14 protein-coding genes are annotated in these 23,454 nt (G+C 72.4%); 5 read left to right on the forward strand and 9 right to left on the reverse strand.

Annotated elements, in window-relative coordinates:
• Nucleotides 1-11: 11 nt before the first annotated feature.
• Entirely contained in the window at nt 12-242 is a 231-nt protein-coding gene (locus tag WMF43_RS19135; RefSeq protein ID WP_437682065.1) for a YgaP family membrane protein, read from the reverse strand.
• A 220-nt stretch (nt 243-462) separates the two neighbouring features.
• On the opposite strand from WMF43_RS19135, the gene WMF43_RS19140 reads away from it, so the two are divergent.
• Entirely contained in the window at nt 463-1,377 is a 915-nt protein-coding gene (locus tag WMF43_RS19140; RefSeq protein WP_437682067.1) for a glutathione S-transferase family protein, read from the forward strand.
• A gap of 96 nt (nt 1,378-1,473) precedes the next feature.
• Complete coding sequence (locus tag WMF43_RS19145) at nt 1,474-2,706, forward strand: hypothetical protein (RefSeq protein ID WP_437682069.1); 1,233 nt, start codon at nt 1,474-1,476, stop codon at nt 2,704-2,706.
• Nucleotides 2,707-2,787: 81 nt separating this feature from the next.
• On the opposite strand, the gene WMF43_RS19150 is transcribed toward WMF43_RS19145, so the two are convergent.
• The 3 genes from WMF43_RS19150 to WMF43_RS19160 are packed head-to-tail and all read right to left on the reverse strand — an operon-like array spanning nt 2,788 to nt 4,132.
• Nucleotides 2,788-2,979: a hypothetical protein gene (locus WMF43_RS19150; RefSeq protein WP_437682071.1), complete on the reverse strand. Its 192-nt coding sequence runs from the start codon at nt 2,977-2,979 to the stop codon at nt 2,788-2,790.
• A 22-nt stretch (nt 2,980-3,001) separates the two neighbouring features.
• Complete coding sequence (locus WMF43_RS19155) at nt 3,002-3,226, reverse strand: hypothetical protein (RefSeq protein WP_437682072.1); 225 nt, start codon at nt 3,224-3,226, stop codon at nt 3,002-3,004.
• Between the two features lie 15 nt (nt 3,227-3,241).
• On the reverse strand, nt 3,242-4,132 hold the full coding sequence (locus WMF43_RS19160; RefSeq protein WP_437682074.1) for a hypothetical protein: 891 nt from the start codon (nt 4,130-4,132) through the stop codon (nt 3,242-3,244).
• 1,136 nt (nt 4,133-5,268) lie between these two features.
• On the opposite strand from WMF43_RS19160, the gene WMF43_RS19165 reads away from it, so the two are divergent.
• Nucleotides 5,269-7,248: a CHAT domain-containing protein gene (locus tag WMF43_RS19165; protein WP_437682076.1), complete on the forward strand. Its 1,980-nt coding sequence runs from the start codon at nt 5,269-5,271 to the stop codon at nt 7,246-7,248.
• The gene (locus WMF43_RS19170) at nt 7,245-11,024 is read left to right on the forward strand and encodes an nSTAND1 domain-containing NTPase (RefSeq protein ID WP_437682078.1); all 3,780 of its coding nucleotides are present in this window, start codon (nt 7,245-7,247) and stop codon (nt 11,022-11,024) included. The genes WMF43_RS19165 and WMF43_RS19170 overlap by 4 nt, the downstream gene beginning before the upstream one ends.
• 162 nt (nt 11,025-11,186) lie before the next feature.
• Here WMF43_RS19170 and WMF43_RS19175 read toward each other — a convergent pair whose 3' ends face one another.
• From WMF43_RS19175 to WMF43_RS19185, 3 genes are all read right to left on the reverse strand, one after another.
• Nucleotides 11,187-12,860 carry a peptidoglycan-binding domain-containing protein gene (locus WMF43_RS19175; RefSeq protein ID WP_437682080.1) on the reverse strand — a complete coding sequence of 558 codons (1,674 nt, stop codon included), beginning with the start codon at nt 12,858-12,860 and terminating at the stop codon, nt 11,187-11,189.
• A 160-nt stretch (nt 12,861-13,020) separates the two neighbouring features.
• The gene (locus WMF43_RS19180) at nt 13,021-14,679 is read right to left on the reverse strand and encodes a peptidoglycan-binding domain-containing protein (protein WP_437682081.1); all 1,659 of its coding nucleotides are present in this window, start codon (nt 14,677-14,679) and stop codon (nt 13,021-13,023) included.
• A gap of 261 nt (nt 14,680-14,940) precedes the next feature.
• Nucleotides 14,941-15,801 (reverse strand): SDR family NAD(P)-dependent oxidoreductase, encoded by an 861-nt coding sequence (locus tag WMF43_RS19185; protein ID WP_437682083.1) that lies wholly within the window; start codon nt 15,799-15,801, stop codon nt 14,941-14,943.
• 127 nt (nt 15,802-15,928) lie between these two features.
• Here WMF43_RS19185 and WMF43_RS19190 point away from each other — a divergent pair, with 127 nt between their 5' ends.
• Nucleotides 15,929-17,695 (forward strand): transposase, encoded by a 1,767-nt coding sequence (locus tag WMF43_RS19190; protein WP_437682085.1) that lies wholly within the window; start codon nt 15,929-15,931, stop codon nt 17,693-17,695.
• Nucleotides 17,696-17,704: 9 nt separating this feature from the next.
• Here the strand turns inward: WMF43_RS19190 and WMF43_RS19195 are convergent, their stop codons facing one another.
• Entirely contained in the window at nt 17,705-21,160 is a 3,456-nt protein-coding gene (locus WMF43_RS19195) for an nSTAND1 domain-containing NTPase (protein WP_437682087.1), read from the reverse strand.
• Nucleotides 21,157-23,256 carry a CHAT domain-containing protein gene (locus WMF43_RS19200; protein WP_437682089.1) on the reverse strand — a complete coding sequence of 700 codons (2,100 nt, stop codon included), beginning with the start codon at nt 23,254-23,256 and terminating at the stop codon, nt 21,157-21,159. The genes WMF43_RS19195 and WMF43_RS19200 overlap by 4 nt, the downstream gene beginning before the upstream one ends.
• Nucleotides 23,257-23,454 lie beyond the last annotated feature (198 nt).

A 23,454-nucleotide genomic window follows, 5' to 3' on the forward strand; every position in this document is an offset into this window, starting at 1 on the left:
GAGCGCGCGCTTCAGGGGTGAGCCGCCCGGAGCGCTTTTTCGCGCGTGTCGACCCCGAGCAGCCGGTTCACCGGGCACACCCGCGTGATGGCGCTCTCCACGATCAGCGCCCCGGCGACGAGGGCCGCGAGCCCTCCCGGCCGACCTCGGAGGCCGCCGAGCGCGGTGGCTCCCAGGCCCATGAGCAGCGGGCCGGCGACGAGCCGCGCCGTTCGATCCAGCGTACCGACGTTCTCTTGCATGGCGTCCTCCTCGCTTCCTGTCGCGTGTGCCGTGTCGTGCGCCCGAGGGAGCCGCGGGGCGCGCGGGAAACCTAGGAGAGGAGGCGCAGACCGCAAGCCGCGGAGGCCGCCGCGTCCGGCCTCGGAGGTCCGGTCATGGGCGCGCGAGGATCGCAAGATCCTCCAAGAGCGCATCGCCGCGCTTCGCCACGATGGCGGCCACGAAAGCGCGAGGTGACCCATGGCCGAGATCATCCTGCATCACTATCCGTTGTCGCCGTTCGCGGAGAAGATCCGCCGCATACTCGCCTACAAGCGCGTGCCGTGGCGGTCGGTCGAGCAGCCGATCATGGCGCCGAAGCCGGAGCTCGTGCCGCTGACCGGCGGTTACCGGCGGATCCCGGTGCTGCAGATCGGCGCCGACGTGTACTGTGACAGCGTGTGTATCGCGCGGCGGCTGGAGCGGCTCTGGCCGCAGCCTGCGTGTATCCCGGAGGGCCTCGCCGGGGTCGCCGGCGCGCTCGAGGACTGGGCGGATCACCGGCTGTTCCTCCTCCAGACCATGCGGCCGACGGTCGTGGCGATGCTGCCGGCGCTGCCGCCCGGCATCCTGGCGGACCGCGCGGCGATGTCGCCCGCGATGAGCAAGGAGGTGCTGGTCAAGGCGGCGCCGCACGCGCTGGGCCAGGCGCATCTCTCGCTGGATCGCCTGGATCGCCAGCTCCGCGGCCGGCCTTTCCTGCTCGGCGACGCGTTCTCGATCGCCGACGCCGCGTGTTTCCACGCGGTGTGGTTCCTGAGGAACAGCGCCGAGCTGTTCGCGGCGGTCGCGGCGCGGCCGGCGCTCGCGGCCTGGTTCGCCCGCATCGAGGGCTTCGGCCCCGGCGACGTGCGGCCGATGAGCGCCGCCGACGCGCTCGAGATCGCCCGCGCGTCCGAGCCGGCGGACGTCGCCGGCGGGGGGCCCGAGACGGCGGCGGGCGTCTCGCTCGGGGATGCCGTGGCGATCACGGCCGACGACTACGGCCCCGAGGAGAGCCGCGGCGTGGTGGTGCGGTTCACGGAGGAGGAGATCGCGATCCGACGCCGGGATGCGGCGCTGGGCGAGATCGTCGTGCACTTCCCGCGCGCGGGCTACCGGATCGAGAAGCGGTAGCCGGCGGCGGCGGCGCCGCTGCCGTCGCCGCAGCCGCCCGGCATTTCGCGATCATCTCGAGATCCGGGCGGCGCGCGCCGTGGCAGAACGGTCTGCATGACCTGCACGAACCTCTCCGGCATCCCCGCGCGCTGCGCGCTCCGCAGCGCACCCTGGCTCCTCCTCGCGACCGTCGCGGCGCTCGGCTGCTCCGGCGAGGTCACGGTCGCGCCGAGAGGCCCCATCGACCCCCCGGTGGCGGGGGAGGACACCTGTCCACCCGAGGACGCGCCCGCGCCGCCCGACCCGGCGCCGATCGCGTTGACGGCGGTGAAGAGCGCCGCGTTCGTCGGCGACACGCTGCACGTCGAGGCCACGGTCGAGGGCGTCCCGCGCTACGTCGTGCTCGCCCTCGACGCCGGCGGGGGCGCGCGCGCCGTGGCCATCGCCACCGCGTTGCGCGGGCCGGCCAACCTCGTCGAGGGCGCGCCGGGCACCCACGTGCGCCTGCGCGCCGGCGACGCGGGCAACCCCGTCGTCGACTTCGTGGCGACCGAGGACCCGGAGGCGCCGGAGCTCGTCTCCAGCGCCGCGGTGTCCGGCGTGCTGGAGGGGGGAACCCCGTTCTCGGTGTCGGCCGGGCGCCTCTTCTTCTGCATGCGCCCGCTGATCGGCGACGGCGAGTCCGCAGCGCTCGTGGCCGTCGACGTGCAGGTCCGCCGCGAGCCCCTGGTCTGGGAGTTGATCTCGTCGCCCCTCTGCGCTCGTTCCGGCGAGGTTTCGTACGCCGCCGCGGGCGCCGCGTGGATCTCCTGGAACCAGCCGGCGGAGAGCTCGTCGCAGGACGTCTCCCTGCACACGGTGGGCGCGGCGGGGGCGGCGTCGATCGTGAACCACGGCTACAACCCGACCGGCGTGCACCAGTACGGCGCTGTCCTCGCCGCCGCGACGAGCGAGCAGCGCGCCGTCTTCGACCCGGAGAACAGGACGTATTTCCTGCTGGTCAGCCCTGCCGGCGGCGCGCAGATCGCCTGGGCGAGCCTCGGTGTCGGGGCGGAGCGGCGCCTGCTCGGCGTGGCGGACACGACGCTCTACCTCGCAACGGAGGACGGCGTGCGCGCGGTCGACATCACGGACATCGAGCGCCCCGAGACGCTGCCCTATCGGGCGACGATCGACGGCTTCGAGGGCGCGTTGCGCCTGCTCGCCACCTCGCCGCGTTTCCTCGCGGTCGTGGACGACCAGGGCACGCTGTTCCTCGTGCCGCGCGACGACCCCGGGACCGTGGGGCCGCTGGTCGTCGTCCCGTCCGCCGGCGACGCCCCGCCGGCCGGGCCGTGCGCGGACTGAGCCGCGCGGCGCGCGCCGTCTCCCGGTCTCGGGTAGAGGACGTGGACGACCTCTCGGGGAGTATCTTGCAACGCGATCCGCTTAGCGGTCGAGTTTCTTCGCAGGCAGCTCCCGGAACTCGGGCCACATCGCGTACAGGACCTCCTCGGGCGTGAGCCCGTGGCGGGGCAGCGCTCGCATGACGGTCGCCAGGCGCCTCTCTAGAGGCAGCAGCGCGAGCATCTCGTCCAGCACCCCTGGGTAGCTCTGACGAGCCAGCTCGTGCTCCTTCATGGCCGTGGCGCTCCGATGCCCCTCAGCGGTTCAGCTTCTTCGCGAGCTGCTCCCGCACCTCGGGCGGAATCGCGCGGAGGATCTCCTCGGCGGTGAGCCCCTGGAGGCGCAGCGCTGGCGTGAACCCGTGATGGCGCAGCGCTCGCTCGAGGGTCGCCAGGCGCTCCTCTGGAGACAGCAGCGCGAGCATGTCGTCCAGCACCGCTACGTAGCCCTGACAAACCAACTCGTCGTCCTTCGCCGTCATGATGCCCGCTGCCGCTCAGCGGTCCAGCTTCTTCGCGAGCTGCTGCCGCAACTCGGGCGAAGCCTCACGCAGGATCTCCTCGGCGGTGAGGCCCTCGAGGCGCTGCCCTGGCGTGTACTGTGACAGGACCTCTTCGGCGGTGAGGCCCTCGAGGCGCTGCCCCGGTGTGAACTCCGACAGGACCTCCTCTGGAGGCACTTGCTTGAGCAGCTGCTTCAGCACCTCATTGTAGCTCTGACGAGCCAGCTCGTAGTCCTTCATGGCCATGGTTCCCCGTTGCCTCCGGAACTGTTTGACTTGCTGGTAGAGGGCATTGTACACCTGAGTTTCCTCCGGATCCAGCGGCAGGATCTGCCCCGCTCCCTTCAGGTAGTCCCGGGAAAATGTGTAGAGCAGACGCTCCGTGGGGCTTTGCCGGCAGGCCTCGCGTGTCGCCACGCCGTGGAGCAGGAAGCCGTTGAGCTCGCCCCTCCAGAGACCGCCTCCGATGGGGGCGAAGGAGCCGCGGTGGCGCTCGACCTGCCTGACGAAGCCCGAGGGGATGCGGTCGGCGATGACCATGAGGCAGAGCGCGTCGGGGTCGAGCAGCTTGTTGTGCCGCATGTAAAGGGCGCCATAGGCGAGCAAGGTCAGCACGTCCTCGGGCTCCAGGTCGTCCGTGGGACCCTTGTGCTCGATGAGCGTGTGGTGCCGCAGATGGCCGAAGATGCTGTGGAGCTTGCGCGCGTCCCCGGCAGGCTCGTTGACGAGCCGCAGGACGACGATGTCCACGCGGAGGGGCATGCGGTTCAGCAAGAGCTCGGGAGACAGCCGCCAGCCGCTGGGCAAGTAGAACTCGAGCAGGGCGACGAGCATGGGATGCCAGGCGGTGACGCTCTCGCGCGGAGGCGCTTCGGGCTCGGTCATGGCGCGAGATGCATTTAGTTCGCGACGATGGTCGAGGCCAGTAGAAATCATGAGGATGCTGCCAAATAAGAAAACAAGATGATGTGCGGATTTGCACGCGATTGCGAGAGATAGAGTGTAACGCGCGTGTCGGCGCGGGAAGTGCGCGTCCTTGGCGACAGAGGATGTGCGCAAATGCCGAGCTCGCGCGTGATGCGCTTGGCACGCGCTGCTTGTCGCGCTGGCCGAGCGGCCACTGGGCCAGTGTTGGCCTGGGGACCGGCAACGGCCTCCCCGGTCGTGGCGATGCAGCGGCATGTCCGCCCACGTACAGAGTGCCGCACCGGTGTCGGTCGACCTCCAGCCGGGTCGCGCCACGCGTGCTGCTGGAACCGTGACCTCCTGCGGCACCGCGGGTGACCGATCCCGCTTTGCTGCACGTTCTGGATGGAGCAGCGCCCGCGACCTGTGCCACCGCAGCCTCGATCTGTGCCAAGTCAGGGGGGTCGGGCACTGGCACAAACGCAATGCATTGCGACACACCGGGGTCCGGACCCCCTCCGGGCGCTCTGCAGGGCGTGTGCAGAAGCCATTTTGTGCCAAAAATCGCTCTAGAAATCGCAATTTTGTGCCATGAACCTCCCGGAAGCGCTTCGGATTGTGCCAGAAGGGGGGTCGGGACCCCTCCGGACCGCAAGACGGAGCGCCCGCCGGGGCTCGGGACCCGGCGAGGTCGCAAAGCAGAACGTGCGCGCGGGGAGAGGAACGCTCCTCAGCGGAGCGTGGAGCGCTCTCGGGGGGGCGACGGTGGGCGCGTGCGCCGGCTGGTGGTCCTCGGCCACGTAGCCGTTGGTGCTGCGGACATGGGCACGTGCCGGAGGGGAGGGCGAAGAAACTCGAATGATCTTCATGTCCTCTCACCTTCACAGGCGATCTCTCCGAGCAGAGGAGGACACCAGGCTGCTCGTGCAACCTGCGGCCGTGCCCTCAACGACGAGGAGCTCCTCCTGACAAAGCACCGGAGCGCTTGGGATCTCGCCAAGGAGACGAGCCTGGTGCCGCGCAGGCCGTCACGAAGCAGCGCGCGCGCGAGTCCCGGCGAGCTCGCGTGTAGTAACGTGCCGTCCATGCAGCGACCCGGGGCACCCAGCCCATGGATGGAGCTTGTTCTCGACCGCGCCGGCGGCGACGTACGGGCCTCCGCGCGAGGCAGCCGCGGCGAGCAGACGGCGCCTCACCCGCTCGGCCCGGAGCTGGGCGCCGAGCAGCTCGGCAGCTTCAGCGTCGCGGTGCGCGAAGCTGCGGCGCGCGGGCGGCCGCTCGGCGCGCGCGTCGAGACGGCGCAAGCGCTCCATCGCGCCGTCCTCCGCGACGGCATCGACGACCTCCGGGCGCGCCTCGGCGAGGCCGCGGGCGGGCCGCTCCTCGTGCGCCTCGTGATCCACGATCCCGGGCTGCAAGAGGCCCCCTGGGAGGCGCTCGCCGCGCCGGGCGAGGCGATGCGCTTCTGGGGGACCTCGCCGGATCTCTTGCCGGTGCGCGGCGTCGCGACGGCCGAGCCGTGGCAGCCGCGCGAGGTGCGGGGCGCGGTGCGCGTGCTCGCGATTGCGCCCTCCGGCGGCGCCGCGCTGGCGCGGCTCAAGGAAGCGCTCGCCGGCCCGATCGCCGCGGGCGAGGTCGAGTGGCTCGCCCCGATCGAGGGGGATGCCGTCCGGCTGCCCTGGCTCTTCGACCGCCTGCGCTGCGAGCCGATCCCGCACGTGCTCCACGTCCTCGGCCACGGGGGCATGCAGGACGGCGTCCCCGTGCTGCGGCTCGCGGACGAGCACGGCGAGGAGCGCTGGTTGCCGGTGGAGCTCCTCGCCCAGCAGCTCAGGGCCAGCTTCCGTAGCTTCCTCCGGCTCGTGGTGCTCGAGGCGTGCGAGGGGGCGAGGCCGTCGGTGTTCGCGTCGGCCGCGGAGGTCCTCGCCCGGGCCGGGGCGGACGCGGTGGTCGCCCACCTCTGGCCGATCCAGGCCGACGTGGCGAGGGCGTGCTCGGCGCAGCTCTACCGCGCGCTCGCCGGCGCGGAGCTCGGCAAGGGGGATGTGGCGCTGGCGCTCAACGAGGCGAGGCGCGCGGTCCTCGGCGCCTTCGATGGCAGCGCCGAGGCGTTCTCGCCGGTCGTCTACCTCCGCGGGCCGAACGGGGTGCTGTTCGACTTCAAGGGCCGCAAGGTCGCGCCGCCGGCACGGCCGGCCGTGGTGAGCGACGCGGCGAGAGCCGTCGATCCCGGCCTCATGCGCACCGTCTCCCGGCCCTTCTCGCTGCTGCTCGGCGACCGCTGGAAGGCCGACCGCGCCGCGCTCGACGGCTTCCGCAACAAGCTCCGGACCGAGATCGCGAAGGTCTCGGAACCGCCGCCGCCGGGACTGCCGATGAGCGCGCTGACCCAGCTCTACGCGCTCCGCCGCGGCGCCGACAAGCTCGGCGCCGAGTTCCAGCGCGTGTTCCGCGTCGGCGCGGAGGCGCCGCCGGTGATCAAGGCGCTGGCGCGCGCCCTCGGCCCCGGGGTGCACACGACGCTGCTGCGCAGCCCGCTGCTGGAGATCTCGCTGGCGGAGCAGCAGCCGGAGAGGACGATCCACGTGATCCAGCCCGACGAGGAGAGCACGCTGGTGCTCCGGCGGGCGGCAGGCGGCGACTGGGAGGCGCGCGAGGCGCCGCCCGCGTCGGTCGACCTGGAGCGGGAGATCGTGCTGCTCCGGCTCTACCGCGGGTACACGCCGGAGCAGATCTTCACGCGGCCGCTGCTCACCGAGGACGACTACCTGCTCGGCTTTCGCGAGCTGGAGAGCGCGCTGCCGCGCGACCTGGCGGACGAGATCCTGAGCACGCTGAACAGCCGGCCGGCGCTGATCGCGGGGATGTCGCTGACGACGTGGCACCACCGGATGCTGCTGCACCGGCTGTTCGGGCGGCGGCCGGTGCCGCGAGGGAGCATGGCTTTGATCGAGCCCGACGACGCCGAGCGGGAGCTCTGGGAGAAGGGCGTCAGCCTGCCGGGGAGAGCCGGCGTGGGGGTCGTCGCAGCCAGCGATGGAGACGTCGCGGCCTGGCTCGGAGCGCTCGTGGAGTCGGGCGGAGACAGCCGATGAACGAGGCGAGCGCGCCGCACAACCCGTTTCCCGGACCGCAGCCGTACCGCGCCGCGGATCGCGGGTACTTCTTCGGCCGGGAGGAGCTCACGAGGAAGCTCGCGCACCGGCTCATGGCGCACCCGTGCACGACGGTGTTCGGGCCCTCCGGGGCGGGGAAGTCGTCGCTGATGCAAGCGGGGGTGATCCCGCTCCTGGAGGAGGCGCACGACTTCCGGGTCGTGCGCGTGGACGGCTGGCCGCCCGGGGAGGCGGCGCTTTCCTGGCTCGTCCGCGCCGTCTTCAACGATCTCGAGCTGGGGGATGCTCCTGACGGGAAGGCGCGGATCGAAGCGCTGGATGCGGCGATGAGCCTGGCCGAGCGGAGGAGCGAGCGGCCCATCTTGATCTACCTGGATCAGCTCGAGCAGCTGCTCTTTCCAGGGCGGTACGCAGGCGAGGCGAGCGCGCTGATCGAGGCCGTGGATCGGCTGGCGCAGAAGCCGATCCGGGGCCTGCAGCTCGCGCTATCGCTGCGGGAGGATTACCTGGGGCGCTTCCGGGATCGGGCGAGAGGACGGCGGGAGCTGCTGGATCACGGCTTCCGGCTCGGGCCGCTGTCCGTGGGCGAGATGGTGGGTGCGGTGTGCCGGGCAGCGGAGAAAGGGCAGCCGGCCCAGTACTGGGCCGAGGAGCGGGTGCGCGCCCTGATGCTGGAGGTGAGGACGCCCGGGTCGTCGGGCTCGGAGGAGGCGGAGGTGCAGGCCGCGTTCGGACAGATCGTCTGCCGGGCGCTGTGGGAGGAGCGGGCGGCGGGGCGAGGCCACGAGGCCGGGGCCGTGGAGGCGGAGGCGATCCTGCACCGGTACCTGGAGGCCACGGTGGAAGGGCTCGGGGCGCTGAGCGAGGCAGCGCGGATCCTGCTCGAGGAGCACCTCGTCGACCGGGAGGGCCACCGGACGTTGCTGACCGAGCAGGAGGCGCGCGCCGTGCTGCCGGCCGGAATGCCGGTGGGGACCGCGGAGGAGGTGCTCGGCCGGCTGGAGCGCGCGGCGGTCCTGCATGCGGAGGAGCACCAGGGAAGCCGGTACTTCGAGCTCGGGCACGACTGGCTTGCCAGCCGGGTGTTCCAGCGGAGGCAGGAGCGGGAGCAGACAGAAGCGGAGAGGAAGCGGAGAGAGGAAGAGGAACAGACGATCGCCCGGGAGCGGGCGGCGCGGCGGACGCTCGGGGTGGTCGCGGCGGTCGCGGTGGCGGCGGTCGCGGTGATGGCGGTGGTCGTCGTCTGGGCCCTCGGGCAGCGGGACGCTGCGAAAGCGGCGCAAGGGGAGGCGACGGCCCAGGAGACGCGAGCGCGGAGCGCCCTGGTGATGGTCGGCGCTCGGGAGCTCCTGGCACGAAGTCAGCCGGCGGCGATGAAGCTGCTGCTCGAAGCAGGGGACGCGGAAAATACACCGGGCTGGACCGACTTGGCACTCGATGTGCTGGCCATGAATCCTCCGATGGCGACGATGCGAGGCCATCGCGACAGAGTGTTTGTCGCTGGCTTCAGCCGCGACGGGAGCCGCATCGTCACCGCTTCAGGCGACAAGACGGCGCGGGTGTGGAACGCGGATGGCCGCGGCACACCCGCCGTGCTCAGCGGCCACGAGGCCGCGGTGTTGTCCGCGGCCTTCAGCGGCGACGGGCGCCGCATCGTCACGGCCTCAAGCGATCATACGGCACGGGTGTGGAACGCAGACGGCAGCGGCACGCCCGTCGTGCTCAGGGGCCATGAGGCCGCTGTCGTGTACGCGACGTTCAGCGGTGACGGGCAGCGGGTGGTCACCGCGTCCCACGACGAGACGGCGCGGGTGTGGAGCGCGGACGGCAGCGGCACCCCCGTGGTGCTGAGGGGGCACGAGGCCGCGGTGTCGTCGGCAGCATTCAGCGATGACGGGCAGCGGGTGGTCACCGCGTCCGTCGACAAGACGGCGCAGGTGTGGAGCGCGGACGGCAGCGGCACCCCCGTGGTGCTGAGGGGGCACGAGGCCGCGGTGTCGTCGGCAGCATTCAGCGATGACGGGCAGCGGGTGGTCACCGCGTCCGGCGACAAGACGGCGCGGGTGTGGGGCGCGGACGGCCGCGGCACCCCCGTGGTGCTGAGGGGGCACGAGGCTGCGGTGTCGTCGGCAGCATTCAGCGATGACGTGCAGCGGGTGGTCACCGCGTCCGTCGACAAGACGGCGCGGGTGTGGGGCGCAGACGGCCGCGGCACCCCCGTGGTGCTGAGGGGGCACGAGGCTGGGGTATCGTCGGCAGCATTCAGCGATGACGGGCAGCGGGTGGTCACCGCGTCCGTCGATAAGACGGCGCGGGTGTGGAACGCGGATGGCAGCGGCACGCCCGTGGTGCTCAAGGGCCACGAGGCCGCGGTGTCGTCCGCGGTATTCAGCGGCGACGGGCACCGCGTCGTCACCGCATCGGACGACGAGACGGCGCGGGTGTGGAACACGAACGGCCGCGGCACGCCCGTGGTGCTGAGGGGCCACGAGGGCGCGGTGTCGTCCGCGGAGTTCAGCGGCGACGGGCGCCGTATCGTCACCGCATCGTACGATGGGACGGCGCAGGTGTGGGGCGCGGACGGCCGCGGCACGCCCGTGGTGCTGAGGGGGCACGATGCCGCGGTGTTGTCGGCAGCATTCAGCGATGACGGGCAGCGGGTGGTCACCGCATCGCACGACAAGACGGCGCGGGTGTGGGGCGCGGACGGCCGCGGCACCCCTGTTGTGCTCAGGGGCCACGAGGACGCGGTGTGGTCGGCAGCATTCAGCGATGACGGGCAGCGGGTGGTCACCGTGTCCGGCGAGACGGCGCGGGTGTGGGGCGCGGACGGCCGCGGCACCCCTGTTGTGCTCAAGGGCCACGAGGACGCGGTGTGGTCGGCAGCATTCAGCGATGACGGGCAGCGGGTGGTCACCGCGTCCGGCGACAAGACGGCGCGGGTGTGGGGCGCGGACGGCCGCGGCACACCTGTTGTGCTCAGGGGCCACGAAGCCCCGCTGATGTACGCGGCGTTCAGCGGCGACGGGCAGCGGGTGGTCACCGCATCGTACGACAAGACGGCGCGTGTGTGGAACGCAGACGGCAGCGGCAAACCCGTTGTGCTCGAGGGCCACGTGGAGTTGATTCGGTCTGCGGCGTTCAGCGGCGATGGGCAGCGGGTCGTCACGGCGTCCGACGACAAGACAGCGCGGGTGTGGAACGCGGACGGCAGCGGGACCCCCATCGTGCTCGAGGGGCACGAGGGTGCGGTGCTCTCCGCGGTGTTCAGCGGCGACGGTCGGCGCGTGGTCACCGCGTCCTATGACAAGACAGCGCGGGTGTGGGACGCGGACGGCAGCGGGACCCCCATCGTGCTCGAGGGGCACGAGGGTGCGGTGCTCTCCGCGGTGTTCAGCGGCGACGGTCGGCGCGTGGTCACCGCGTCTACTGACAAGACAGCGCGGGTGTGGGACGTGGACGGCCCCGACACGCCCGCCGTGCTCACGGACCCCCAGGAAGGCGTTCGGTACATTTCCTTCAGCGCCAGTGGGCAGCGGAGGCTCATCGCTTTGAACGACAAGGCGGCGCTGGCGCGGGCAATCTCTGCCTCCGCGCTCCAGCAGCTCCTCCGCGCCGCCATCACCGACTGCCTCTCCCTTGAACTACGCCGAACCTACCTCGGTGAGACCCACGAAGGCGCCCGCAAAGGCTACGAGTCGTGCGAGCGCTCGTACGGCAGGACGCCGCTTTACCCCGAAGCCAACCCGCCGTGATCAACGAGGATTCACTCTCGGCACCACGTCGCCACCTGGAGGCGTGAGCCGGCCTGCGCGAAGCCGGCGCCGAGGACGCCGCCTCGGTCTACTCCATCGTCGAACGTCCCCGCTGAGGCGCGGCGCCGGAGGCCACCTGCAACTCGCCCCCGGCCCTCCGACTCAGCCTCTCGCCTCTCCGAGCTTCGCGTCGAGCGCCTTCAAGGTCCGCTGTCCCACGACCCCATCCACCTTGAGCCCGCTGGCCACCTGGAACTCCTTCATGGCCTTCTCCACGCGCGGCCCGAACTCGCCGTCGATCCTCCCGAACCCCTCGATCCCGACCGCGAGCAGCGCCTCCTGCAACGCCTTGATCTCGGGCCCGCTGTCCCCCTTCCGGAACGACCGCTCACCCTTCGCGGCGCGCTCGAGCGCCGGCTGGCCGGCGAGCGGCGCGTTCTTCAGGATCTGCGCCTTCGGCGGCTCCGCCGGCCTGCCCGGCCGCGGCAGGGGAAACTCGACGAACGGGTCCTTCGACGGCGGCCCCGACGCCCGGATGAACGGATCGCTCATGCAATCGAGGCCGTCGGCCTTCATGTGCTTGCAGTAAAGCTGAAACTGCTGCCAGCTCGGGATCCACTTGGAGCGCCGGGCCTTGCCATAAAAGAATCGCCCGACGAGCACCGCGAGGCGCTGATCGCGCTCGACCGAGGGCGCGCCGCCGCCCGCCTGCGGCAGCGCCCAGTCGAGGCAGCCGTCGACGTACGCGGGCGCCCAGTGCTTGAGGTGGACGATCAAATTGAACAGGGCCTGCGTGGCGATGGCGTCCGCCCCGGGAATGTGGCCCGACGTCTCCATGAACGTGGCCAGCTGCGCCTCCGTCACCGCGTCGCGCGTCTCCGGGTCCCGCGCCACGTGGATGAGCAGCCGGAGCAGCGCGACCGAGCTGCGCATCGTCTCGAGCGCCTCCCGCTGCCCGGTGATCACCCGCTTCGCCCGGAGGTCGACGACATCGTAGACGTTCCTGTCGCGGTAACGCACGCCGGCGCGGCCGAGGCGCTCCCGCAGCGCCTCGTTCGCCACGGCGCGCGCCATCACCTTGCCCAGCATCCCGCGGCCGCCCCAGCCGGTCCCCCACGTGACGATCTGGTTATCGTACGTGTTGATGGCCGCGGTGCTGCCCTCGCGCGCCTGGAAGGCGCCGAACGCGAGGATCTTGCGGCGATCGCGCGGGCTTGCGGCGGCCGCGCGCGCCTCGAAGTAGTCGCCGAGGTAGGCTTGATGCGCCCTGTCGCCGGCCCCGGTGTACATGTGCCCGTTGCGGACCGCCTTGAGGCCCGGCTCCGCGGGCGCCTCGTTGCGGCTCTGCGCGATCTCCTCGAGCAGATCGCCCGGCAGCTCGCGTCCGGCCACGTCCGTGCCCGCGTCGCGGGCGTAGTCCTCCCACGACGGGCCGGACTCACCACCGAGACGAGAGAACGCCGTGGGGTCCGGCGAGGCGCGCCCGAAGCCGAGCGCCGGGGAGGGGAGCATGAGCTCCGTGTAGCCCTCGAAGGAGGTGACCTTCCCCGCGCCCTCCACCCGCGCCCGCACCTCGTCGAGCAGCGCTTGGCGCAGGCTCTCCGGCGGGATGTCGTCATCGGGTAATTCGAGCCCAGCAAAGGTGATCTCCCAGAGGAGACGACCGTCCGATCCCCCGAGGAGCCGATGCGAGAGCAGCGCAGGAGGGAGCGTCGGGCAGCCGCACAGGCTGAATGCGGCGGCTTCGGTCCGTAAAATCTGCTGTAGTTCCGTCGGGTTGACGCCCTCCTCCGGGGCGACGTGGAAAAGAAAGACGTTCGTGGAGTCCTCGATCATGGTGTTCACCCTCCCTTAGAGACGCCGAGGACGTTGGCCTTGGTCGTCACCGCTGCCTTCATCACCCGCCCGCGCTTCACCGATCATGCCGTCGCCCGCAGCCGGCACACCTCGCACGCGTCGCGCGCCGCGTCGGTGCCTCCGCCGCGCGTCGCGGCGCTCAACGCCCCGCCGCAACGAGCGCCTCGTCGAGCGCCCGCACCACGGCGCGCCCCGCGACGCCGTCGCGCCCCAGGCCACGGCTCGCCTGGAACGCCTCAAGAGCCTGCCGGGTGCCCGGCCCGAAGCGCCCGTCCACGCCGCCGTCGACCGGGATCCCGAGCGCCAGCAGCCCCTGCTGGATCACCTCCACCGCCGGCCCGTGTTCGCCCTGCCGCAGCGAGCCATCGCCCGCGGCGATCCGCTGGAGCTCGGGCCGACCGGCGAGCAGCCCGCTCGCGAGCACCCCCGCCGGTGGGGCGGGCGCCGGCGTCGCGTCCGTCGGCCACTTCGCGGGGGCGCCGCCGCCCGCGGGGTAGGGCGCGTCCGGCGACCAATCGGACCTGCCCGGGCGATCGTGCAGGCCCTGGCTCGGCCGCCAGCTCATCGTGGCGTTGCCCCTCGCGTCGCACGAGCAATCGAGCAGCGGGCGGTTGTCCCGCGGGCCGTCCCAGGCCGAGTTGACACAGAACGTGGGCTCGACGGTCTCATGGAACGGCGCGCCCCGCAGCGCCCGGAAGAGCCACGAGATGGGGATTCGCTCCTGCTCCATCGAGAACCACGCCGAGCGGAAGAGGAGCTTCCTGTCGCTCCGGCGCCGGAGCAGGAGGCGCGCGCGCCCGCGGGGCGCGAGCTGCGCCCGGAGGCTCCCGAGCGATCCCGGCCGGGCGATGCCGCGGAAGGTCCACGCGCCGCCCGACAGGGCGCTCGGGATCCACGGCCACCAGTGCGACTCCCAGAGCAGGCGCGACCCCTTGGCGATCGCAGCGTGACGCCCCGGATCGTTGAACGAGGTGGTCGTGTCCCAGAGCTGCCACAGCCGCTCGGTCGGGTGCTTGCGCAGCACCATGGCCACGTGCCCGCTGCCGCGCCCGCATCCGACGACGTGCTGGGCGCCCGTGCACGTGGCGCCGGCCTTGGTCATCGGGCAAGGCGCCGACCAGAACAGGCAGGAGCCGACGGTGATCTGCTCCCATAAATCATCCGGCATATCCTCCAGCACGAGCGGCACCTGCGTCCACCCCTGGCCGAGGCGCGCGCACGAGGGCTGCGCGTCGATCCCGGAGCCGATGTCGCCGAGCGCGCCGCCGTCCCAGCCATAAAAACAGAGCGCCGTCGTCACGGCCTGCTGGCACTGGCCGACCAGCGGATACCGCCCCGTGTCGGCGATGGCCTTCGCGACCCGCGCCTGGGACCCATAGAAGTAAACGGGCTGTGTGTACGGAATGCCGGTCTGGTGCTCGGCGACGGCGCGCGCAAAGGCCTCGGCCGGGCCGTCGAGGCGCGCGTAGTCCGGGTGCGCGAACACGTCGTCGAGGCCCTGCCGCGCGCGGGCGAACAGGAGCTCGGCAATGCGGCCGATGTGGTCCGGTCCGGGGATGTCGTGCTCGGGTGCGCGCAGGAGGTTCACGGTCCGCACGAGCTGCGGCGGCGGATCGGCGGGGCCCACCAGGGCGTGCGGCCGCGCGAGCCACGCCTCCGGCGGCCGGGCAGGCTCCATCTCCAGGTCTTCCCAGGGAGGCAGACCGCATTCGCCCGGCAGGGCGTCCGCCGCGATCTCCGGGGGTAGCTGCTCGATGGATGGCTGTCCGTCCTGCTCGTCCTCGGGCCTGTGCGTCATGTGCCGCCCCTCCTTCGTGCCTGTGCCCGCGCTGGCGCGACCGCACGGCCGCTCGCTCCCATGATAGACATTCCTCCAGCGGAGGACGCTTTTTACAGGCGCGAAGGTGCTCCGAGCACGGGACCGACGCGACGGGGCGCACGACCGGCGGGGACTCCGGTAATGGCACGTCATGCTGCGCCGCCGCGCTCCGGGAGCGAGCCGGCGGCGGCGGAATGAACAGGTGGGCAGCGCCGGACGGTCCCGGAGGACCGGGGCGCCTCAGGGCTTCGCCGCGCCCTTCATGTGCGCCGCGAACGCCTCGGCGTAGTCCGGGTGCCAGCGCGAGAGCGCCGGGCGGTTCCGGATCAGGTCGTCGGCCGCCCACTGGATGCGGCGCTCGTCGACCTCGCGCGTGACCGCGTTGTCAGGACAGAGGACGTAGAAGTCGCCCCGGCCCATGCTGTCGATCATCAGATCGACCACCTGGTCGGCGGTCCAGGCCTCCGCGGGCTTCTCCGGGCCGCGCGCGGTCATTCCGGTGAAGGTGTAGCCCGGGATCAGGAGATGGGCGGTGATCTTGCAGCCGGGCACGTTGCGCAGCTCGTGCGCGAGCTGCTCGGTCACCACCTTCACGCCGGCCTTGGAGACGTTGTAGGCCGCGTCGCCCGGAGGGGTGGTGATGCCCTGCTTCGATCCGGTGTTGACGATCGCGCAGGGGGTGTCCTGCGCGAGCATCGCCTCGGTGAACGCCTGCACGCCGTGGATCACGCCCCAGAGGTTCACCTCGATGAGCCGCCGCCAGCGATCGTAGTCCTGCCAGGGCTTGCCGCCGCCGCCGACGCCGGCGTTGTTCATCAGCACGCCCACCTCGCCGAACGCCTCGTAGGCGACCTGCTTCAGGCGCTGCACGTCGTCGAGCTTGGCGACGTCCGTGGGCACCGCCCGGACATCGGTCTTGCCGCCGGCCGCGAGCGCGGCGACGCCCGCGGCGGCCTCGTGCAGCGCCGGCCCGTCGAGGTCGGCGAGGCAGACCTTCAAGCCCATGCGCGCGAAGCGGATGGCGGCGGCGAGTCCGATGCCGCTGGCAGCGCCGGTCACCACGGCCACGCGGCCGGGCGTCAATGCGGGATGGTGAGTCATCGTGGGTCTCCGTCTAGCGTTGGGGTCACGACGCGTATGGCACGACGCGCGCGGCGAGTGTAGGGGGGCGAGCCGCATCCGAGGGCGCGTTGACCCCCCGGCGCGCCTCTGGCACGCTGCCGCGCCCATGCAGGATGTCGCCCCCAGGACACTGGAGCTCTTGCTTGCGGATGCCGCCGATCTCCGCCCCACGCTCGCGGCGGGCCTGCCCGAGATCGCGGCGGGCAACGCGCCTCGGCCGGAGAAGACGCCGCGGGGCGTGGACGCGCTCTCCCTCGAGATGCCCGACGCGAACCCGAACGATCTCGCCCTCCAGCGCTGGTCGGTGATCGCGCCCGAAGGCGCCGCGGGCGACCGGGCGCTCGAGGCGATCGCGCCGCTCCTCCGGCTCCGGGAAGGCGAGCAGGGGGCGAAGGTGGCGCCCTACCGCGTGAAGCCCGGAATGGGCATGGCAGAGGCGGCCCGGTGGAAGAACGACGTCCTGCACGACGAGCGGGTGCCAGAGGCGGAGAGGCCGCGGTATCTGCTCCTCCTCGGCGACCTGGACGAGGTGTCGATCGAGCTGCAGCACGTGCTCGCGAACGGCTCGTTCGTCGGCCGCCTCCACGTCGCCGGCGCCGACGGCAAGCCCGATCTCGACGGCTATGCGGCGTACGCGGACAAGGTGGTGCGCTGGGCCGTGGAGCCGACCGGCCACGAGCAGCCCGACGCGTTGTTCTTCGTCGCCGACGACGGCACCGACGCGACCCGGCTGGGCCACAGCCTGCTCATCGAGCCCTGCCTCTTCATGGCGCAGCGGCCGGGCAGGCGGCGCTTCCCGGCCGCGAACGTCGTCCAGATCCCCGGCGCCGACACCGCGGCGGATTTCCTCGGCGGGGTGAGCGCGGCGAGGCCCTCCGTGCTCCTGTCCGTCAGCCATGGGCTCGGTCGGCCCCGCGGCGGGTGGGCCTCCCCGGATCACCAGCGTGCGTTCCAGGGGGCGCTGGTCGTGGGCGGGCCAGGCGGCTCGGATCGGCTGCTCACGGCGGAGGGGGTGCAGAGCGCCTCGTTCCTCCCGGGAGGCCTGTGGTTCTGCGTGGCCTGCTTCGGGGCCGGCACGCCGAAGGAGAGCGCGTTCTACCCCTGGCTGTCCCTGCTCGCGCGCGAGGGCGCCTTCAGCGGTGTCAAACGGGTGCTGGAGAGCTTGCCCAGCTCCGACGAGCGCCCGTTCCTCGCCGCGCTGCCGCAGGCCGCGCTCCGGAACCCGAAGGGGCCGCTGGCGGTGATCGCGCACCTGGACCTGGCGTGGACCTACGGGTTCACCGATCCCAGCCGGATGACGCAGAGCCGCGCCTCGCGGATCTTCAGCAGCGTCCAGGCTGCGGCCCGCGGCAGCCGCGCCGGCGTGGCGCTCGACGCGCTGATGCGCTCGTACCGCGAGGTCAACGACGAGCTGCTCTCCGGCTACCACGCCGAGGAGGACGCCCGGGTGTGGAACCGGCCCTCCCCGGTCGAGCCGATCAAGCGCAGCAGCGCGTTCATGCTGCGCAACGACCTGCGGGGCTACGTGCTGCTCGGCGACCCGGCGGCGCGGCTGCCCTTGAAGGCGAGCGGGGCCCAGGCGCAGCTGCCCTCGACGGTGAGCGGGCTCGAGCACACGACGGCGGCGCCGCCGGAGAAGGCGACGCCGACCCGCGGCCTCGTCGGCGAGCGCTCCTCGGCGCACGAGTCCATGCCCACGAGGACCGCGGGCCACGATCCGGCGCGGAGGGAAGAGGCCGTGATCGCGGTGCTCCGGGGCGACGAGGCGCCGAGGGCGATCGCCGAGCGGTACGGCGTCTCGCGGGCGGAGCTGGACCGCTGGGTCGAGGTCTACCGCGAGGCGGGGCGGAGCGCGGTCGGCAAGCTGCCCTGAGGCGGAGCGCTACCGGCGGGCCGGATCGCGCCCGTGCGACCGCTCGCAGGCCTCGTAGCGCTCGCGCGCCTGGTCGGCGGTCTCATCCCGGTACATGCGGCGCAGCTCGGGCGGCATGCAGTCGACGGGCACCGCGGCGGCGAGGCGCTCGCGCAGCGCGCCGACGGACAGGGGCCAGATCCGCGCCGTGCCGTCGGCCGACGCGGTGACGACCCGCGCCTCATCCGGGCTGAACGCCGCGTGGAGCACGCTGGCGCGGTGCCCGCGGAGCACGATGGGCCGCCCGGTGCCGTCGGTGCGCCAGACCCGCGCCGTGCGGTCGTCCGACGTGGTTACGACGCGCGTGCAGTCCATGCTGAAGGTGCCGTACGTGATCTGCTTCTCGTGATCCTGGAGCAAGAGCCGCTCGCTCGGGTTCTCGGCGGTGACGAGGTAAGCGTTCTCCGGCCTCGTCTCGTCGATCGCGAGGGCATAGCGGTCGTCGGGAGCGAAGGCGATGCACTTCAGTCCACTGTACCGCCACCGTGTGATCACCGGCGGGGCGCTCAGCGCGCCGAGTTCCCAGGAGCGAACGGCGCCGTCCTGGGTCACGAAGCGGACCCGCGCGACATCCATGCGGATGAACAAGCGCTCGACGGGCGCCGCGCCGACGTCCAGCGCGATCGGCTCGCTCCATCGCTCCGCGCCCTCGGCGAGGGTGAAGGCCTTCACGGCGCGACCGCCCGGCGCGACCGCAAACGCCACGAGCCCTGCCGGGGCGAACGCCGCGACGAGGCGCCAGTCTGCTTCCACCGTCAACCTGGACGACTCCCTGCGGCCGTCCGGATCGACAATCCACACGGCCGAAGGCGACACGAGCGCCAGGCGACGCCCGTTAGGCTCGAAGCAGGCGCCGCGGATAGGCTCGTCGGGCTCGCTCAGGATCGAGGCCTCCCCCGAGCCGTCGGCGTTCAAGAGACGGGCGACGCCGTTTTCCGTGATCGTGATGACGCGCTGCCCGTCGTGGCTGAACCCCGCCGCGCTCAAGGCCCATTCGTCCCCCTCCAGCACCACAGGGACGCCGGTGCCCGCCGCCGTCCACACCTTCGCGTCGTCGAGCGACGCGGTGAGGATCTGCGCGCCGTCGCGGCTCCACGCCGCGGCGACGAGGCTCCTCTTGTGACCGCGCAGGACGCTCGACTCCATGCCGCCGGCCGTCCAGATCCGCGCCTGTCCATCCGTCGACGCGGTGAGCAGGTGGCGCCCGTCGGGGCTCCACGCGACGTCGACCACCGCATCGCCGTGAGGGCCGACGGTGAACAGGGGCTCGGCGCCGCCCACGCGGAAGACCCGCGCCGTCTTGTCGCGCGACGCGGTGGCCACATGCTGGCCGTCGGGCGAGAACGCGACCGCCGTGACGACGTGCTCGTGGCCTGCGAGCACGACGGGTGGACCTTCGCCGTCCGCCTTCCACACGCACGCCGTACGATCCGCGGAGGCGGTCGCGACGCGGCTCCCGTCGGGGCTGAAGACCACGCGCGCGACCGCGCCGCCGTGCCCGACGAGGCGCGCCTCGCCCGCCTCGGACCAGATCGTTGCGGTCCCGTCGCGTGACCCGGTGGCCACCCGGTCGCCGCTCGGGGCGAACGCCACGGAGGTCAGCTCGGCGTCGTGCGCCTCCAGGACGCGGCGCTTCACGCCGCCGCCCTCGACGTCCCATAGACACGCGGTGAAGTCCTGGGAGGCGGTGGCGACCTGGCGGCCGTCGGGGCTGAAGGCGACGTCCACGATCGCGTCCTCGTGCCCCCGGAGCGTCGCGAGCAGCACGGGATCTCCCGCGCCGCCGAGCTCCCACACGAGGGCGATCCCGTCGCGCCCGCCGGTCGCGATCCTCCGCCCATCCGGGCTGAAGGCCAGCGCCCAGACCACGTCGCTGTGCCCGAGCAGGACGACCGGGTCGCCGCGGCCGTCGGAGCTCCAGACCCTCGTCGCCCCGTCGAAGCACGCGGTGGCCACGCGGCGGCCGTCGGGGCTGAACGCCGCGGCGGTGAGCGATCTCTGGTGGCCCTTCAGGGTCGCGCGCGCGAAGCGCTGCCCGAGCACCTCGATGGCGAGCGCCGCCCAGCCGTCGGTCTGCTCCGGGCTCGCCACGTCGAGCAGCAGCCCTGGCGCCCACTCCGGCTTGCCGCGCGCGAGCAGCTCGCGCGCCGTGGCCACGAGCAGGAGCCCCCGCGCGCGCTCGCGCTCGGCCTCCGCTTGCCCTCGCAGCTCGATCTCCTGCTTCAGCCGGCGATCGCGCTCCTCCTGCATGCGCGCATTTTCCTCGCGCTGGCGCGCCTCCTCGCGCTGGCGCTCCTGCTTGCGCTCGTGGAGCTTCTTCGCGAGCCAGTCGTGGCCGAGCTCGTAATACCGGCCGCTCTGGTGGCCCTGCGCCTGCGCGCGCAGGATCGCCGCGCGCTCGAGCGCCTCGAGGATCCGCTCGACGTCGTCGTGCGACAGCCCGCGCAGGTGCGCCTCGCGCGCGGTGAGCAGCCGCCGGCTGCCGTCGTCCGCGATCAGGTGATCCTCGAGCAGGCGCCGCGCCGGCTCCTCCAGGCGCTCCAGCGAGGCGAGCGTCTTCTCCAGGTACTCGACCAGGATCGGCTCGGCCCGGGCGTCCTCGGACCGCTCGGGCGGCCCGCCCTTCTCGAAGAGCGCGCGGCAGACGATCTGCGCGTACGCCGCCTGGACCTCCTCGGCGTACGCCGCTTTGCCTGCCCGGCCTGACGGCGCCTCCTCGTGCGACTCCTCCTCTCCCTGGATCCGCACGTCGCGGAGGATCCGGCGCATCGCCCCCACGTCCCAGGCCTGCTTCGGCTCGCCCGTCAGCGCGGCGTCGCACACGGCGCCGGAGATGTCGTCCACCGACAGGTGGCCGAGCCGGAGCCAGTTCTCGATGAGCCGCCGGCGGCCGCGGATCCGCTCGCGCCAGCGGCCGAGGTAATCCTCGCGGATGCCCAGGACGAGGTGCACCTCCCGCGCCGGGCGCTCCACGAGCCTGTCGAGGCACCGGACGAAGGTGTCGACATCCTCCCGCCCCCGCCGGAGCAGGAGCTGCTCGATCTGGTCGAGGTAGAGGAAGATCGGCTCATCCGCGTCGTCGTCCGCGGCGCTCTCGGCCCCCGTCTTCGGATCGCGCCCGCACGGCGACAGGCTCACGTCGAGCCCCAGCCGCTCGCGCAGCGTCTCCTCGAGCCACTCGACTGGTTTGCGGTCGTGCGGCCACTTGTCGACCAGGACGACCCGGCAGCTCGACGCCTTGACGTCGGGGATGATCGACGCCTGCATCAGCGACGATTTGCCGGAGCCCGAGGGGCCGTACAGCGTGACGCAGCGCTGGACGAGCATCGTCCCGAGGAAGCTGCACGCGACCTGCTCGCGGCCGAAGAAGTGCGGGCGGTTCTCCGCCGTGTACGGCTGCGGGCCGGGGAAGGGGTTCCTGCTCACGGCGCCCCCGCGGGCCGCGGGTGGTTCATGAGCATGTCCGCGAGCGCCTCGGTGCTCTGCCGCGCGACGTGCACGGCGCGCGACCTGCCCCGGGTCAGCGCGCCCCCGCTCTTCGTCCAGATCTGCCCGTCGACATCGTCGCCGTCGAGCGGCAGCACGGCGACGCTCTCCCGCGGGAGCCCCTGGTCGAAGAGCAGCCGCAGGACCATGCGGTGGCGCCAGTCGAGCACCGAGATCCCGACGACGAGCGTGGGCCGCGTGCGCAGGTGTCGGACGAGGCCGTCCCAGTCGTTCGGCATCTCCGTGTGCCGGGGGTTCAAGGCGTGGTCGTCCTCCGTGAGCAGGGCGCCGAGCACCTCGCGCTTCGGGAGGTAGCCCCCATAGAGGCGCAGGATCACGAAGTCCCTCTGCAAGTCGAGGCGGTTGGGCCACCCTTCGCGCAGGTCGCTTGCCACGAGCCACTCGTCCGAGCCGGCTTTACGCCGCCTCACCCAGAGGGACCCGCCTGCCTCGTCCGGAGAGGGCGGCTGGACGACGTAGATATCGCCGCCCGCGTACCGCTCCGCGAGCGCGTGCTCCAGGACGGGCAGCCAGAGGAGGGTGGCGTGAACACCGGGCCGGAGGGCGCCGGCCAGCTCCCACGCGAGCGGCGTGAGCGGCGTGTCGTCGCGCTGGAGGATCTCCTCGACGACCTCCTTGAACACGTGGTCGAGCGCTGAGCGGCCATGGAGCAGCGCATAGAGCTGGATGCAATTGGCCAGCCCGGAGGCGTCGTCTCCTCTCACGTGCAGCTTCTCGGCGATCTTCTTCCGCAGCGCCATCTGGCACTCGAGCGGGTCCTCCCCCGAATCGCCGAGCAGCACGGAGAACGGCCCCGCCAGCAGCTGCTTCAGCTTCTCGGCGCTCTCCAGCTGTCCCCCGGCCGGCGCGGCGGCGGCCGGCGGCGGGGCCTTCTGGCCTCGAGGGGAGGGGCCCGGCGCGATCCGGCCGCGGAAATCGAAGATCAAGGGGTTGTCGCCGCGGAGGTAGAGGACCGACGAGAAGGCGCCGGCCCCCTCGACCAGCAGCTCTCGTCGGGCGCTCTGGAGGCTCGCGGCCACGTCGCCGCACCCCTGCTCCCAGAGGGTGAGCGAGGTGTAAAAGCTCTTCGCGAGCTCGCCGGCGACGTGGGTATCGAGCGGCCAGAGGTGCGCGATGACAGCGGTCGCCGCCCGCCGCGCGAGGATCTCGGCGGCGCTCCCGGCCGCGCCCGGAGCGGCTCCCTCGCATGCGTCGAGCACCACGAGGCGCAGGTCGTCCCCGAAGAAGCCGAGAAAGTCGTCGGCGAGCGCCTGGACGGGGATCTCGACCGGAGCGCCGTCGTCCCCAGGCAGCTCGATGACGGGCGTTCCTTCGTGGCCGCCGCCCCTCGACACGGCGCCGTGCCCGATGATGTGAACGACGTGGGGCCTCTCGTTGGGGTGGCTGTACCGCTGGAGCGCCGCGCGCAGGTTCGGCAAGGTGGCTGCCCTGGCGCCCTCGATGGGCTCGAGCAGATCGACCGCGCGCGCGTCGACCGCCTCGCCGAGCGCGCCCTTGACCCGCTCCGCGACGCGCGTGCTCGCCGCGGCGATGACCAGGACCCTGACCCGCCTGAGCACCCGCAGCGGCCTCGCGGGCCCGCCGTCGGTCACCGCGCGCACCACGTGCAGCCGCGGAGCGCTGGCCAGGAAATCGCTCGTGTCGAGGGCGCCGTGCGGGGGGGCCAGCATCACCTCCCACGGCACGGACTGGAGCGCGCGGCCCCTGGGCGCGAGGCGGAGCACGACGGACCGCGGGCGCGCGGTCGCGAGGTGGGCCGTGCAGATCTCGAGCGCCTGGTCCCTGAAGATCGCCGCGAACAGATCCCTCGCCGTCTGCCGCGCGCCGTCGTCGAGCGGCGTGTGCCCCTTCGCCGCGCGCCCGACGCCCTCCTGGAGCGCGTAGAGCTCGTCGAGGCTGAGCGAGATCTGCCGCCTGGTGCCGCCCTGCCCGAGGCTGCCTCTCGGGGTGACGAACACGCGGTCGCCATCGTTCTCGATAGCGATCTCGATCCAGAGCGGAGCGTCGTTTGGCATGAAGGCAGGATCCCGACAGCCGCGCATCGTCTCATGGGCGTCTCGCGAGGGGCAAGCAGCGAGCTCGCAGCCGCGCCCGTGCCCGACGCGCCGCCTTGCCTCGGGTCACCGCTTTTGGGGCTCTCTCCGCGCGCGCTCATCTGGGTTCGTATCAGGAGCTCGAACGCGGCTCCGGCCTCAGGCTCGCCTATCGTCCTT

The organism is Sorangium sp. So ce131, assembly GCF_051519095.1.
Classification (GTDB): Bacteria; Myxococcota_A; Polyangia; order Polyangiales; family Polyangiaceae; genus Sorangium.

Excerpts from the sequence above, each read along its gene's own strand:
- WMF43_RS19135 (WP_437682065.1), bottom strand. The coding sequence starts at position 242 with ATGCAAGAGAACGTCGGTACGCTGGATCGAACGGCGCGGCTCGTCGCC.
- WMF43_RS19140 (WP_437682067.1), top strand. The coding sequence starts at position 463 with ATGGCCGAGATCATCCTGCATCACTATCCGTTGTCGCCGTTCGCGGAG.
- WMF43_RS19145 (WP_437682069.1), top strand. The coding sequence starts at position 1,474 with ATGACCTGCACGAACCTCTCCGGCATCCCCGCGCGCTGCGCGCTCCGC.
- WMF43_RS19150 (WP_437682071.1), bottom strand. The coding sequence starts at position 2,979 with ATGAAGGAGCACGAGCTGGCTCGTCAGAGCTACCCAGGGGTGCTGGAC.
- WMF43_RS19155 (WP_437682072.1), bottom strand. The coding sequence starts at position 3,226 with ATGACGGCGAAGGACGACGAGTTGGTTTGTCAGGGCTACGTAGCGGTG.
- WMF43_RS19160 (WP_437682074.1), bottom strand. The coding sequence starts at position 4,132 with ATGACCGAGCCCGAAGCGCCTCCGCGCGAGAGCGTCACCGCCTGGCAT.
- WMF43_RS19165 (WP_437682076.1), top strand. The coding sequence starts at position 5,269 with ATGGAGCTTGTTCTCGACCGCGCCGGCGGCGACGTACGGGCCTCCGCG.
- WMF43_RS19170 (WP_437682078.1), top strand. The coding sequence starts at position 7,245 with ATGAACGAGGCGAGCGCGCCGCACAACCCGTTTCCCGGACCGCAGCCG.
- WMF43_RS19175 (WP_437682080.1), bottom strand. The coding sequence starts at position 12,860 with ATGATCGAGGACTCCACGAACGTCTTTCTTTTCCACGTCGCCCCGGAG.
- WMF43_RS19180 (WP_437682081.1), bottom strand. The coding sequence starts at position 14,679 with ATGACGCACAGGCCCGAGGACGAGCAGGACGGACAGCCATCCATCGAG.
- WMF43_RS19185 (WP_437682083.1), bottom strand. The coding sequence starts at position 15,801 with ATGACTCACCATCCCGCATTGACGCCCGGCCGCGTGGCCGTGGTGACC.
- WMF43_RS19190 (WP_437682085.1), top strand. The coding sequence starts at position 15,929 with ATGCAGGATGTCGCCCCCAGGACACTGGAGCTCTTGCTTGCGGATGCC.
- WMF43_RS19200 (WP_437682089.1), bottom strand. The coding sequence starts at position 23,256 with ATGCCAAACGACGCTCCGCTCTGGATCGAGATCGCTATCGAGAACGAT.